Genomic DNA, 14261 nt, shown 5'->3' with positions numbered 1-14261 from the left:
AACTGTCATATCTTGATACTGAGTTGTTGTATAGGATGATTTTATAAATTATCTAATTGATTGTCATTACTACCTAACGTCCAGAAGAAGCCTACAAAAAAGAATCTATCTGCTGCCTGACCTATAGATCTACGATCAAAATTGCCCATCTGATCAGGTGTATTACTGTATTGATAATTAAAGGTATTTTCTCTTCCTAATAGGTTTGTCACTGATAGGAATACGATTTTTTGTTGATCGATGAGATAAGCCCAGTTTAAATTTAAACTTTGAAATGAAGCCGTTTTATCATTAAGAAAACCTGTGCGGTTAGGATTAGTAAAAGCTCTACCACTGGTATAATTATAGGTAAGACCTATTTGTGATTTTAAATCCTCAACCCAATACTTCCCAACTGCGCTGAAATTATGAGCACTTGCAAAATTGGGCGTTGCGCTTTCTTGAAAATTAAGATACTGTCTTTCAGTATCTAAATATGAATAGCTGATCCAGTAATCTAGGTTTTTAACAGTTTTCTCATCTCGCCAAAACACATCTAATCCAGTCGCATAGCCATTTCCATTTACTTTAAAATTACTTTCTAATTGTGGCCTGTCAGTATTATAGGTTAATAGACTAGAATAATTTTTATAATAGGTTTCTGCGCGCAGCATGCGTCCATCTTTTTGATATAAAAAGTTAAGGATATAATGCTCTGCACTTTCTGGTGCTAGTTCTTGATCATACTGAAGAATATTATTTTGAGCTTGTTGATAGAACTGTCCATAAGCAAAAGATGCCTGCCAGTTTTGAGATACAGTTATAGCCGCACTTAGTCTAGGAGAAATAAGTAACTCTTCACTCAATCCATAATAATCTGCCCTTACACCAGCCTTAAAGGCAAGATCTTTTGATAAAAAGACTTCAGCCTCTGTAAATGCGCCAGTGTTTGATGAATTTAAAGATGACTTATATATATCATTATTTATGATGACATTTTCTTCATAGTTAATTAAGAATTGTTCAATTCCATAATGTATTTTAAAGTAGTTGTTGTAGCGCTTGCGCAATTTTAATTTTGCATGTAAGGCATTTTCTCTAGTATCTACGTCAGTACCAGCGACATTAATGTCATTGCGATCATGTGCAAGACTAATACCAGCTTCAATTCTCCAATCATTTTTAAGACGTTCTTCATAATTTAAATTTCCATAGTAATTTCCATTTTTAAGTCCAAAGTAGATACCATCTTCTATATCAATGTCTTCTTGAATGATACTAAAATTGCTATAGGAATAAGCACTATAGGCCTTAAACATTCCTTTGTCTAGTTGATGTCTATAAACAGCCTCACCACTTATAGATTCATATGGATCTTCAAACTGGTTGTTTTGTGGTATTAACTGATTGTATGGACCTAGATTAATATAACTGGCATTAACGCTGATGCTATTCTTTCCCCAAATTTGTGTGTTTCCTACGCCACCACCTACACTCATAATTTGTAAATCTGTTTTTTCCTCTACAGGTACGTCAGTAGTATTTAATAATAATACGCTCGATAGAGCATCACCATACTCTGCACTGTATCCACCGGTAGAAAAAGAGATTCCGTCAAATAAAAATGGGGAAAATCTACCTCGTGTAGGTATGTTCCCTGTTACTGGAACAAAAGGGCGGAAAACTCTACTATCATCTATAAACACTTGAGTTTCTTCACCGCTACCACCACGTACAAAAAGGCGACCATCATCTGGATTTGCACTTGTTCCTGGAAGTGTTTGCAGTGCACCTACAAAATCACCGACTGCGCCAGCCGTAGTAACGATATCGAGCGGTTTAAGCGCACTCGCCTTAGAACTGTCTCCAGCGCTTAATGTTCCAGCATTAAGTATTACAGAGTTAAGACTGTTTACGCTTTCGCGAAAGCGTATCTCTAATCCTTCTAGTTCATTTACTAGAGCTTGTTGATTAAAGTCTTCATAGCCTATAAAGCTTACTACTAAGGTAACGTAAGAAGTCTCTGAAGTAGTAAAAGAAAACTTACCATCAATATCTGTTGTAGCGCCATCATATGTACCTTGTAAATAAACATTTGCTCCTAATACAGGCACATTTTTCTCATCTAGAACCTGGCCGCTTATAGTGGTCTGTGCTAGACTAGATATTGATAAGGTAATACTTAGTAATAAAAATAGAGTTTTCATAGGTCATGGTTTGATGATACAAACATCCTATGAAATAAGGCTGGTAACTATTCTCTTTTACTGAGTTGTTGAATTTTTAAACTGAGTTGTCATCTAAGTTTTAATTGCTCTTTAAAGCTAATTTTACTTTTTGACCAGTCTCGAGTTTCTCAAGCGAATTGAATAATAAGGTTTCATCTTGATATGTAGCTTGAATTAGATAATCTGCTCCTTTAAAATAAGAGTTTTCTACAATTACTTCAATGCCTTTTTCATTAACAGCAAGCTGTTCAGGATAGCATATGATTTCTTCAGCATTATTAAACCATCCTACTGGAATTACATTTACCTCATTGAATAGAGAGGCTCCGTATTTATTGAACGGCTTTTGATAGCAATCGATAGTTTTTCTATGATCAATGATATGGCCATTGCGCATGATTATAGTTTGATGTGTAAATGGTAGCACATCATCTTTATCATGTGTCGCAATTAGGCAGGTAATATTCTCTTTTTTAAGATAAGAAAACAGGCTACGTCTTAAGTCGTTTTTCCTAAAATTATCAATGTTTGAAAAAGGTTCATCTAGTAGTAAGACCTTAGGTTGTTGAGCGAGCGCTTTAGCAATTGCTACGCGCTGTTTTTGCCCGCCGCTTAATGTTTTTACCTTGCGATCTTTAAAGTCGCTCATATCGACTATATGAAGTAAATCTGCAATGCGAGATACTCTGTCATCAATCTGTATGGAAAGATGCTCCCCTACATTTTCAAATACGGTAGTAAAAGGCATTAAATCAAACTCTTGCGGTACATACTTCATCATGGGATGACCTGGTACGAGATGAAAATCTGCCCCATCTAATATTTTACCTTCAAAAGTTATTTCACCACTTTCTTCTTGTAGCAAGCCATAGATTAAATTCAGTAAAGTACTTTTTCCACAACCGCTTTCACCTATAAGTGCCGCGTGTGTTCCTTGATCAATTTTTAAATTGATTTTATGTAAGGCTTTACCTTGTGGATATGAAAACTGAAGGTCTTTTAAATGTAACATATTACAAAGGTATTTGCTAGAAACTAAAAAACCCATGCAATTTGCATGGGTTTAATATTATTAAGTGGATGATTTAATCTAAAACATTGTTTTGATAGATGTTAACGGTACCGCTATCTTCATTACTTATGATTAGCAATGCTTTATCATTACCACTTTCTTCTCGTGGAATCATTAATAAACTTTCTGGTGCTTCATCACCTATTGCTTCTAACCATGTAAGAAATACTGGATTATTAGGGTTTGTAACATCATATAATAAAACACCATCTGTACGTTCCATAGCTACGGCGAGTATATATCTGTTGTTTATAGAATTAGTGTTTGATGTATTACTTTTTATTTCTAAAACAGCTACTGCTTCTGGCTCAGCACCTTTATCATCACTACGTCCATCTTCATCATTGAATCGTGTAGGGTTGATATTTAGAGTGTTTACTGCTATACTATTACCACTATCATAAACAAGGTTTCCATTGGTATCCCAAAAGCTGAAGCTACGACCACCATATCCGTAAATTACATCATAATCACCATCACCATCGATATCACCATTTGCAGTTGTAATCTTTAATCTACCAATATTTTCATCCATTTGTAAAGTAGCTGCATCTGGAAAAGCTGTTGGGTCTAAAATAAGGTCCTTAACTCTTTCTTCTTCAGAATACCCATCGTAATCGCGAGCATCTCCTTCATTTGCTGTAACAATCAATTCTTGACCATTTATAGTAACGATATCCATACCATCTGGATGATAATATGAAAGTACAGGCCAATTTTTTAATTGTGTTACATCATCTCTATCACTGGCGTCTATGCTATTTAAAGGATTATTATAATCCTTAACACCATAAGCTTTTACATAGTTTATAGTTGCAGCATTTACATCTATACTTATCAGTGCATTGTTTTCTTGACAAGTGACATATGCAGTATTTCCATTTTCAGACACCACTATATATTCTGGCTCTAAGTCTTGAGCTACAGTGGCACCTGGACCATAAATACGTACACCATCATTCTTTAAAGCCGCTTTTTGATTATTTAAACTCGCAAAATTGATTAATTGTATCGCTCCATTTGATAGTGTAATAATGCCTACAGTTCCTTCAGGATCGATGGTATAATCATCATTAGGCTCACCTTCACAGGCAACGAGAATTTTTTCACCATCTGGTGTAAAAGTAACCATATCTGGTAATGCGCCTACGGTATAGCTATCTAGTAAAGTTTGACTCTCAATATCATAGGTAACGACGGTACCATTAAGCTGTTTATTGTCATTCTCTACCGCTACGGCAATAATACCATCACCAACTGCAACACTATTAGGAGCTCCGCTTGTTAATGTAATAGCTGGTTGTTCAATTGGAATACTAGGGTTTGATAAGTCATAAACATTAACTTGATTGGACTCTGCATTTATAACAAATAGTTTTTTACTGACTATATCATAAGCACTTATTTCTGCACTGCCGGCACCACCGACTTGAATAGTTGCAGCTCTTTGAAAATTTACTTCAGTAGATAGTGAGATATGATCACTTCTATCATCATTATTATTACAACTACATAGTATAATTGCAATTAAGGCATAAATAATTTTATTCATTTTATTGATTTTTTGGCATGTACAAAACAAAGTCTTCAATAGCTGAATAGTGTTAGCTAGGTCTTATATGATGGTTTATAAATTATTATTTAATAGTTATGAAATAAAAAACCCACGCAAATTGCATGGGTTTTAGTAATTGTCTATTAATGAAATGTAAAATTTACATTTTTACTCTTGTACTTAGTTCTGGTAGTTCTTCAAAGCCCATATTAAATAAGGCAAAACTATAAATATCTGTTTGTTCTTGAATTACTTGTGCGGTTGATTTACCTGCACCGTGACCAGCATCAGTCTCTATTCTTATTAAGGTAGGAGCATCTCCAGCTTGTTTAGACTGCAGTTCAGCAGCAAATTTAAACGAGTGTGCTGGAACTACTCGATCATCGTGATCACCTGTAGTTACCATAGTCGCTGGATAAGAAACACCTTGTTTAATATTGTGTAATGGGGAATATCCTTTAAGATAATTGAACATTTCTGGATTATCCTCAGCGGTTCCATAGTCATAAGCCCATCCTGCACCTGCGGTAAACTTATTATATCTTAACATATCTAATACACCTACCGCTGGGAATGCTACACCAGCTAAATCTGGTCGCTGTGTCATCGTTGCCCCTACTAACAATCCACCGTTAGAACCACCTTGGATGGCAAGATATTTTGTAGAGGTATAATCGTTGTCTTTTAACCATTCACCAGCAGCTATAAAATCATCAAATACGTTTTGCTTTTGCATTTTAGTACCAGCGTCATGCCATTTTTTACCATATTCACCACCACCGCGTAAATTTGCCACGGCATAAATACCGCCCATTTCCATCCATGCAGCTCTAGAAACTGAGAAACTTGGATTTAATGAAATATTGAAACCGCCATAACCATAAAGAATAGTTGGGTTTTTACCATCTAATACTAATCCTTTTTTGTGTGAAATAATCATAGGGATTTTAGTGCCGTCTTTAGAGGTATAGAATACCTGCTTAGACTCATATTCATCACTATTGAACTTAATTTCTGGTTTGCGATACAGTTCTGAAGTTCCTTTTTCTATATCATATAAATAAGTGCTTCCAGGAGTGGTGTAATTAGTAAAGCTATAGTATAACGTTTCATCTTTTTCTTTAGCACCAAAACCGCCTACATTTCCTATTCCTGGTAATTCTACATTCCTTACCAATGTACCATCATAATTGTATTGTTGCACTTTAGATACAGCATCTACCATATACTCTGTAAATATATATCCACCACCAGTAGAAGGTGACAACACATTTTCTGTTTCAGGAATCACATCTACCCAATTTTCTTGAGTTGGGTTAGAAAAGTCGGTTGTAACGATACGTTTGTTAGGTGCATTATAGTCTGTCACCAGCCATAACTTAGAACCTTCATTATGTAATAAATAAGTATTGGTATCAAAATTGTCTAAAATAGTAACTAATGGAGCATTAGGTTTATTTAATTCTTTCATGAACATTTTACCACCATTTGTAGAAGTACTGGCAGAAATGACTAGATAGTTCTGATCGTCGGTAACACCACCACCTACGTAACGATATTTTTGATCTGGTGTACCGCCAAAGATTACTTGATCAGCACTCTGTGGTGTTCCTAATTTGTGGTAATACAACTTATGCTGGTCGGTCATAGCACTGAGCTCACTACCATCTGGTTTATCATAGCTGGAATAATAGAATCCATCATTTCCTCTCCAAGACATTCCAGAAAACTTTACATCTTTAATGGTGTCTCCTACTTGACTTAAGTCCTCTGTATTGAGCACGATAATTTTTCTCCAGTCGCTTCCTCCTTCAGAAATCGCGTAAGCAAACAGAGAACCATCTTTAGTAAAAGAAGTTCCACCTAGTGAAGTTGTTCCATCTTTAGAAAAGGAGTTAGGATCTAAGAAAACCTCAGCATCTTCCATATTTCCATCATTTGGGAATCTGTAGATAACATATTGATTTTGCAACCCGTCATTTTTATAGAAATAAGTATAGTCACCTTCTATAAATGGCGCTCCTACTTTTTCATAGTTCCATAATTCTGTGAGACGGTTTTTTACGCTTTCGCGAAAGCGTATCTGATCTAAGTAACTATTAGTAACTTGATTTTGTGCTTTAACCCATTCACCGGTCTCTGCACTACGATCATCTTCTAGCCAGCGGTATGGATCTGGTACATCTGTACCATGATAATTATCAACATGATCTACTGTTTGTGTGGTAGGATAAGTAATTTCCATTTTTTTTGAATCCTGTTTTTTGTCTTCACAAGATACCAATGCCATAAGAACAGTGGCTGCGAGAAGTGTTTTTTTCATAGTTAGTTTTTTATTAGTTGCTGTGTGGTTGAAGTAGTATTAGCATTAACTTTAATAAAATAAATACCACTTTGTAAATCAGTCACATCAATCAATGATATGTTACTATATTCCATTAATAATCTACTATTGATATCATAAATTTCAACTTTTTCTATGGGTTGAGTACTTAAAATATTGATAAATTCTGAACTAGGATTAGGGTAAATAGAAAAACCATCTGTTGCTAATTGATCATAAGTAGACAGTACACTGTCTGTATAGACATAAACACCATCTTGTGTACTAATAGTGCTAAATCCGCCACTATAACCAGTATCCTCATCTAAAAAAGCGACGTCAACATGTTGATCTGTACTTACATTAGTCCATGTAATGCCGTCATCTGTAGAGTAAGCGGTACCTGCTAGTGCAGTATCACCGCCGGTACTCACCACTCTAGAAGAGTTTGGGATATAAGCAATAGCACCACCGTATGGGAAGCCTGTGCCAGAGATGTTTACTGGATTCCATGTGGTTCCAGCATCTTGTGTTATAAATAAGTTACCAGAATTATCTTGAATCATTCCTTTATTTGCGGTACTAAAAGTAATATCTCCACTTAAATTTGTTCCACCGAAATCACTAAGTGGTGTATTAAAAACGCTCCAATTGTTTCCCATGTTTGCAGAATGATAGACTCTTCCTGCGCTAGTAGTAAACCAAATGTTATTACCTAAATGAGTATACTGTGCTAGATAACCTACCTCGTTGGTTAAAGGCGCAGGTATGTTTGAACTAGGAACTCTAGTATAACTAGTACCACCATTTGTTGTCGTGTATATTTCCCAATAGCCGCCTGCGGGATCGCCTATCACGACACCATCATTTGTATTATAAAAATGAACCACATTTGTAAAACTAGTCGCGCTATTGAAAAGAGCGCCAGATTGACGAGTCCAAGTAATTCCTGTATCAACTGTTTGCCACACACCACCTATCTGACCTGAAGCACGTGGATGAACGGCTATATATGCTGTTGTTGCACTTACACCAGAGATGTTTGAGATTCCTAGATTAGCATTTCCTACATCTATAGTTCCAGCTGTCCAGGTAGCACCAGCATCGCTAGTAGTCGTGAAGCGTTGCACATTTACATTTGGGTTGATACCATCATAACCAGTTGCCCAGGCTATGTTATCATCTACAATATGAATTTTGGAAAGGCCCGTATTTGATAACGGAAAACCAGAGGCATTCTCTACCCAAAATTGTGCATGAGAGCAAACAGAAAAGCATAAGAATAAATAAAGTAAACGTAGTGTCATAAAAAATCCCTTTTAACTGATGTAAAGTTAGTTAAAAGCGGTTTATATAGTAGTAAGACAGTTTTTATTAAATTCTAGTAAGAACAAAATGTTCATTTGTGGGGAAAATATGTGGGCTTGCCCCATTAGGGCATTCATCGTTAGTTAACAATTCTCTAGCTGGATCCAGATAAACAGTAAGTTGGTTAGGTGACACAGTTGGTAGATTAGTAGTATCAGAAAGCACCATAGAAAAAGTACCTGCTTGTGCACAACCATCGAAGCCAACATAGCTCGCTGTATAAAAACCTTCGGGTGTGAAACAAATACCGCCTATATCAAAAGAATTGTTTGATAGATTTAAGGTTTGAGCCAAAACAACTCCATTTGAATCTTCTATCTTATATTTTATGTTGAGTTGGTCTGCAATAATATCTGCAAAAGGACCTGTAATTTTGGAAATGACAAATGTAAATGACTTTCCTTCATGATTACCAATAAAAGTACCGACAAATGGATCTAACTTATTATTAACGTCTTTAATGTAAGTGATCTCATCTGGAATGCTGGAGTCTGGATCATCAGCATAAGTTGTAAATGTGTCTAGGCTCATAATTACGTCTTGAGCCTTTAACTCATTTGAATACATAGTTAATGTTAATATTAGTAATGCTATAATTTTAATCTTCATGACATACATCTTTTTTAAGTTTGTCTTTATCTCCCTCAAGATAATATTTTTTAGTATTTCCATTATTCATGGTTCTGTACAATGATACATTAGAAATGCCCATTTCATCTTTCATGAATTTCAATAAACCTCTTTCATTTTTATATTTCTTGATATATTCAATAAACTTTTTTTCAAACTTTTCTGCGGTTAATCCATTAGTAGATCCTCCCGCAGGAATATTGTTAGCATTTCCATCATATTTAAGAGTGTAAACTCCAGAAGAGGAGACCATTGTCAAGTATACTTTTTTAAGAGGTATATTGTTGTTTGCTGCGTTTCTCAAAAGGACTAGAAACAGTTGCACATCTTTAGGGGATTGTATTTTAATAGGTTTTATTATTTCTGGATCACCGGTTTCTGGATGGATATTACCTGTAGCAAAATTATTGAAATGGGAGTGCATCATTCCAATAGTTGTTGTATCAACAGGCACATCATTAATTGCCGAATAATCTGTATCAGATTCAACAGGAACAAAATTTCCAAATCCATTTTCTACGTGTCCGTATTCTTTTTTTAATGACAATTTTTCTTTTATATTTTCAATTTTATCCGAGAAAAGTTGTTGGCTAAAGCGATTTACAACTTCATTACATAAAACATCCACATCAACAGGATCCAGCGCACCACCATCATTAGGAGTGGTTCCTATCTCATCGGGATCTCCTGAATCATTTGGGTCTGTAGGACCACTACCGCCAGGATTATCATCGGTGCCAAATGGGTCATGACTCGTTCCACCACCAGTTTGACATCTAGTAACCTAGCCACCGGTGCAGGTTCTCGTTGCTCCACCAGAAGTTCCCCACCATGTCGTACATGTGGCTCCTTGAGAAAAAGTATGCTTTCCCCTACCTTTACAAGTAGTCTCTACACATGTTTCCCGCCAGCTGGTAACTGCAATTTCATTCCAACCGCAACCATTTACATCATTTTTGTAGAGCCTATTACCATCATAGTTTCTAGCCGTGGCGTTATTAATATCATAAATACCGTTTTGTAAGACTGGATAATCAATCGTAAACTGATATAATGTACTATCGTTATAGACAGTCAACACATAATTTTTAAGCACTTGTTGTTTTTCTATAGAATCTTGAACTACTTGAAAAGTATATGATTTATAAAAATCACTTTCAAGCACTTGTATTCTACTGGTATCAATTTGAATGCCATATCCCGTTGAATCTATACTCTTATTTCTGTACCCTAATATATCTTGAGTGTTTTGAGTAATAAGATAGGATTGTTTCAAGGTCTCATAAGAAACAATATTCATTTTTAAATTATGACCAACTGTCTCCTGAAGAATACGTAAATCATCATCCTTCTCACAAGAAGTGACCATGACTATAGAAAATAAAAGCAAACCAAGAATGGTAACAACAGAAGAATTCCTCCTAAACATACTTTATAAATTTAATCATTAAACCATTCTCGAGTGAGAAAAATGTTTAATTATTCTAATATTTATTTATTCAGGGGATGAACAAATCTAAGCCCATTCATGTACGAAAAAAAAACAGTTTAACAAAAAATTAACAAGTGAGTACTTAAACGTTTACAATATTATTGACAATAATCATATGATGATTAATCAAGTAGAATAATTATCCTACTAAATTATTTTGTATCAAATAATCTGCTATTTGTACGGCATTGGTAGCAGCACCTTTTCTTAGATTATCAGACACGATCCACATGTTCAAGGCGTTTTCTCGAGAGTGATCACGTCTTATGCGACCCACAAAAACATCGTCTTTTCCGTGAGCCATTAATGGCATAGGATAAAGGTTCACATCTACGTTATCTTGCACAGTAACGCCATCAGTATCTGCAAGGATTTCACGTATGTCGTTTTCATTATACTCTTTTTCAAACTCTAGATTTACTGACTCTGAGTGACCACCTACTACGGGAATACGCACCGCAGTCGCCGTTACAGCAATTGTACGATCGTCTAGAATCTTTTGAGTTTCTCTTATGAGTTTGAGCTCTTCTTTAGTATATCCATTTTCTTCAAAAACATCACAATGTGGAATAGCATTTTTATGGATTTGGTATGGATAAGCCATTTCACCTTTTTCACCGTTGTACTCGTTTTCTAATTGCTGTACGGCTTTTACTCCAGTTCCTGTAATGGATTGATAAGTAGAAACAATTAGTCTTTTAATACGGTATTTTTTATGTAATGGTGCTAATGCAAGAACCATTTGAATGGTTGAGCAATTAGGGTTTGCAATGATTTTATCGTTCTTTGTTAAAGCACTGGCATTAATTTCTGGAACGACTAGTTTCTTGTCTGCATCCATGCGGAATGCACTTGAATTATCAATTACTGTCGTACCTACAGAAGCAAATTGTGGAGCAAATTCTAAACTCACAGAACCACCAGCAGAGAATAAGGCAATGTCTGGTCGCATTTCAATAGCCTGTTTCATGCTTACTACCTTTACCTGTTTACCCTTAAAAGTAATTTCAGTTCCTACAGATTTCTCTGAGGCCACTGGAATAAGAGTTAAAACATTAAGGTTGCGTTCTTCTAGAACCTGCAACATGACTTGGCCTACCATTCCGGTAACGCCTACTACTGCTATTTTCATGAAAATAAATTTTAGTTGCTCAAAAGTAAATCCTAGAATTGATATGAGTCCTAATATTTTCAAAAATTGATAAATAAAAAAGCCGTTCTGCTATTAACAGAACGGCTTTTAAAATACTTATGGAACTAACTTTTAGTTTTTAGCTTTTAATACATCGCGTATTTCAGCTAAAAGCTCTTCTTGTGAAGGACCTGCAGGTTCTGCTGGTGCCTCTTCTACTGGTTTTTTAGTCTTGTTGTATGCTTTAACAATCATGAAAAGAACAAAACCTACAATAATTAAGTTGATAATTGTATTAATCCATGCTCCGTACTGGATAGCATTTTCTGCCACAGCAACAGATCCATCTGCAGCTAGTTGAGCTTCACTTAAAATAATTTTTAAGTCTTCAAAACTCATTCCTCCGGCAAAATGTCCTATGATAGGCATCATAATCATCTTCACAAATCCATTTACTACAAGACCTACTGCTCCAGCTAGTAATACGGCAACGGCAAGATCTAGGACGTTACCCGTCATAATAAAATTCTTAAATTCTTTTAACATGTTATTTATTTGTTATGGTTAATGAGGTGCAATTTAGATATAGAAACTGTGATTTGTTAAAATATTCTAAACGTTTTTTTTAAAAATCGATAAACCGACGATGAAAATGTAATAAAAACCGATGAAATAACTATTTAGTATATGTGCGTGGTACTCTCTTTTGAATTCCCGTGAGGATTTCATAAGATATCGTTCCTGCCTTTTCTGCCATATCTCTTGCGGTAAGTTGTTCACCAAATATGACAACTTCATCTCCCACATGACAATCAATGTTAGTAATATCAACCATAAACATGTCCATACATATAATTCCTAGGGTAGGTGCAAGTTTTCCATTAATAGAAACATGTGCTTTACCATATCCATAAATGCGGTTAATACCATCACCATGCCCTAATGCAATTACCGCATATCTTGTTCTTTCAACAGCGATAAATTTACGGTTGTAACTCACACTTTCTCCAGCTTCAATCCATCTCGTTTGTGATATAACAGATTTTAAAGAAGCTATAGGAATTAACTCTGCATCAAATTTTTGATCGTTTCCATATCCATAAAGACCTATGCCAGATCGCACCATAGAGAAATGAGCATTTTTAAAATTTAAAATACCACTAGTATTAGACTCATGTTTTAAAAAAGGATATGGTAGGACAGCCTCTAATCGAGCATTAATTTTTTTAAATAGTTTGATTTGTGAGTTGGTAAAATCACGCTCATTTAAATCTTCACTCGCTGCTAGGTGTGACTGTAGTCCACGAACTTTTATTGACGAATTAGATGTTATTTTAGAAATAACCTCTTCAATATCTTTAAAATCTATACCTATCCTATTTAAACCGGTATTGAATTCTAGATGTATAGGGTAGGATTGTTGCTGTTTTCTCTGTGCAGTTGTGATAAACGCATTTAGCATTTCTAGACTATAAATAACCGGCTCAATGCATCGATCTATACATGTATCTAACATAAAAGTTTGTGCATGCAGTACGAGAATAGGTTTTTGAATACCGTTATCTCTCAGCTCTACAGCTTCTGACACATAAGCCACAGCAAAATAATCTACATCTAATTCTTGTAAACGTTGCGCAATTGTAACTGCTCCATGTCCATAGGCATTTGCCTTAACTACGGCCATAAACTTAACTCCAGCCTGAAGTTTATTTTTCAAAAAATGAAAATTATGTTCTAGTGCAGCAAGGTTAACTTCTAATCGGGTACCTTGTAATGGCATTAAGATTTATTTTTTTGTGCTAGTTCTTCGGGATCTTGAACATCTAGTTCTTTTACTTTATGAGCAAGCATTGCTTTATAGTAAGCACCACGACTTAATGGTTCATATTCTTGTTGCTCGCCCAACATGACTACATTTTCATCATTAGTTTTACGGTAACTGAATTGCGCTAGGTTGCCTGTTCTAGTACAAACAGCGTGCACCTTTGTAACATACTCTGCAGTGGCCATAAGTGCTGGCATAGGTCCAAAAGGGTTTCCTTTAAAATCCATATCTAGTCCAGCAACGATAACTCGTATACCGCGATTTGCTAGATCATTACATACAGTAACAATTTCATCATCAAAAAATTGAGCTTCATCAATACCTACTACATCGCAGTCTGCTGCTAGTAATGGGATATTTGCTGCTGCTGGCACTGGTGTGCTTTGTATCTCATTAGAATCGTGAGAAACAACGTTTTCCTCATCATATCGCACATCTATTGCAGGCTTAAAAATTTCTATTTTTTGTTGTGCAAATTGTGCTCTTTTGAGTCTGCGTATCAACTCCTCAGTCTTTCCCGAGAACATGGAACCGCAAATCACCTCGATCCAGCCGAATTGCTCTTTATGATTTACCGTGTTTTCTAGAAACATTTTGTAATTTACAGGCGTTAAAAATTGAGACTGCGATTCTCGCAAATCAGTTTCAAAAATACAA

Annotated in this window: 12 protein-coding genes; all 12 read right to left on the bottom strand. The window is 35.4% G+C overall.

Going from position 1 to position 14261, the window contains the following annotated elements:
- Nucleotides 1–41: 41 nt before the first annotated feature.
- Nucleotides 42–2186: a TonB-dependent receptor gene (locus BST92_RS05665; RefSeq protein WP_105070569.1), complete on the bottom strand. Its 2145-nt coding sequence runs from the start codon at nt 2184–2186 to the stop codon at nt 42–44.
- A 100-nt stretch (nt 2187–2286) separates the two neighbouring features.
- Complete coding sequence (locus BST92_RS05660; protein WP_105070568.1) at nt 2287–3219, bottom strand: ABC transporter ATP-binding protein; 933 nt, start codon at nt 3217–3219, stop codon at nt 2287–2289.
- Nucleotides 3220–3292: 73 nt separating this feature from the next.
- Nucleotides 3293–4831: a choice-of-anchor I family protein gene (locus BST92_RS05655; protein ID WP_105070567.1), complete on the bottom strand. Its 1539-nt coding sequence runs from the start codon at nt 4829–4831 to the stop codon at nt 3293–3295.
- A gap of 163 nt (nt 4832–4994) precedes the next feature.
- Nucleotides 4995–7157, bottom strand: a complete 2163-nt coding sequence (locus BST92_RS05650) for a prolyl oligopeptidase family serine peptidase (protein ID WP_105070566.1) — start codon at nt 7155–7157, stop codon at nt 4995–4997.
- 2 nt (nt 7158–7159) lie between these two features.
- Nucleotides 7160–8464 (bottom strand): T9SS type A sorting domain-containing protein, encoded by a 1305-nt coding sequence (locus tag BST92_RS05645; RefSeq protein WP_105070565.1) that lies wholly within the window; start codon nt 8462–8464, stop codon nt 7160–7162.
- A gap of 67 nt (nt 8465–8531) precedes the next feature.
- Complete coding sequence (locus BST92_RS05640) at nt 8532–9134, bottom strand: DUF6705 family protein (RefSeq protein ID WP_105070564.1); 603 nt, start codon at nt 9132–9134, stop codon at nt 8532–8534.
- Nucleotides 9124–9783 carry a hypothetical protein gene (locus BST92_RS05635; RefSeq protein WP_146105104.1) on the bottom strand — a complete coding sequence of 220 codons (660 nt, stop codon included), beginning with the start codon at nt 9781–9783 and terminating at the stop codon, nt 9124–9126. Before BST92_RS05635 ends, BST92_RS05640 begins: the two co-directional genes overlap by 11 nt.
- A gap of 156 nt (nt 9784–9939) precedes the next feature.
- The gene (locus BST92_RS05630) at nt 9940–10584 is read right to left on the bottom strand and encodes a hypothetical protein (RefSeq protein ID WP_146105103.1); all 645 of its coding nucleotides are present in this window, start codon (nt 10582–10584) and stop codon (nt 9940–9942) included.
- A gap of 202 nt (nt 10585–10786) precedes the next feature.
- The gene (locus BST92_RS05625) at nt 10787–11779 is read right to left on the bottom strand and encodes an aspartate-semialdehyde dehydrogenase (RefSeq protein ID WP_105070561.1); all 993 of its coding nucleotides are present in this window, start codon (nt 11777–11779) and stop codon (nt 10787–10789) included.
- Nucleotides 11780–11911: 132 nt separating this feature from the next.
- Nucleotides 11912–12325, bottom strand: coding sequence for a large conductance mechanosensitive channel protein MscL (gene mscL, locus BST92_RS05620; protein WP_105070560.1), 414 nt, complete (start codon nt 12323–12325; stop codon nt 11912–11914).
- A 130-nt stretch (nt 12326–12455) separates the two neighbouring features.
- A complete protein-coding gene (gene alr / locus BST92_RS05615) occupies nt 12456–13559 on the bottom strand; it encodes an alanine racemase (protein WP_105070559.1) in 1104 nt (367 codons plus the stop codon).
- On the bottom strand, nt 13559–14197 hold the full coding sequence (locus BST92_RS05610; RefSeq protein WP_105070558.1) for a thymidine kinase: 639 nt from the start codon (nt 14195–14197) through the stop codon (nt 13559–13561). Before BST92_RS05610 ends, alr begins: the two co-directional genes overlap by 1 nt.
- Between the last annotated feature and the right edge of the window lie 64 nt (nt 14198–14261).

This window comes from Nonlabens arenilitoris (assembly GCF_002954765.1).
GTDB classification, from domain to species: domain Bacteria; phylum Bacteroidota; class Bacteroidia; order Flavobacteriales; family Flavobacteriaceae; genus Nonlabens; species Nonlabens arenilitoris.
The sequence above is the reverse complement of the archived record's forward strand: the minus strand, read 5'-3'. Positions and strand labels throughout refer to the sequence as shown.

What these genes read in the sequence shown, in the direction of transcription:
- BST92_RS05655 (WP_105070567.1), bottom strand. Translation starts at nt 4,831, where the DNA reads ATGAATAAAATTATTTATGCCTTAATTGCAATTATACTATGTAGTTGT.
- BST92_RS05660 (WP_105070568.1), bottom strand. Translation starts at nt 3,219, where the DNA reads ATGTTACATTTAAAAGACCTTCAGTTTTCATATCCACAAGGTAAAGCC.
- BST92_RS05625 (WP_105070561.1), bottom strand. Translation starts at nt 11,779, where the DNA reads ATGAAAATAGCAGTAGTAGGCGTTACCGGAATGGTAGGCCAAGTCATG.
- BST92_RS05650 (WP_105070566.1), bottom strand. Translation starts at nt 7,157, where the DNA reads ATGAAAAAAACACTTCTCGCAGCCACTGTTCTTATGGCATTGGTATCT.
- mscL (WP_105070560.1), bottom strand. Translation starts at nt 12,325, where the DNA reads ATGTTAAAAGAATTTAAGAATTTTATTATGACGGGTAACGTCCTAGAT.
- BST92_RS05630 (WP_146105103.1), bottom strand. Translation starts at nt 10,584, where the DNA reads ATGTTTAGGAGGAATTCTTCTGTTGTTACCATTCTTGGTTTGCTTTTA.
- BST92_RS05610 (WP_105070558.1), bottom strand. Translation starts at nt 14,197, where the DNA reads ATGTTTCTAGAAAACACGGTAAATCATAAAGAGCAATTCGGCTGGATC.
- alr (WP_105070559.1), bottom strand. Translation starts at nt 13,559, where the DNA reads ATGCCATTACAAGGTACCCGATTAGAAGTTAACCTTGCTGCACTAGAA.
- BST92_RS05640 (WP_105070564.1), bottom strand. Translation starts at nt 9,134, where the DNA reads ATGAAGATTAAAATTATAGCATTACTAATATTAACATTAACTATGTAT.
- BST92_RS05645 (WP_105070565.1), bottom strand. Translation starts at nt 8,464, where the DNA reads ATGACACTACGTTTACTTTATTTATTCTTATGCTTTTCTGTTTGCTCT.
- BST92_RS05665 (WP_105070569.1), bottom strand. Translation starts at nt 2,186, where the DNA reads ATGAAAACTCTATTTTTATTACTAAGTATTACCTTATCAATATCTAGT.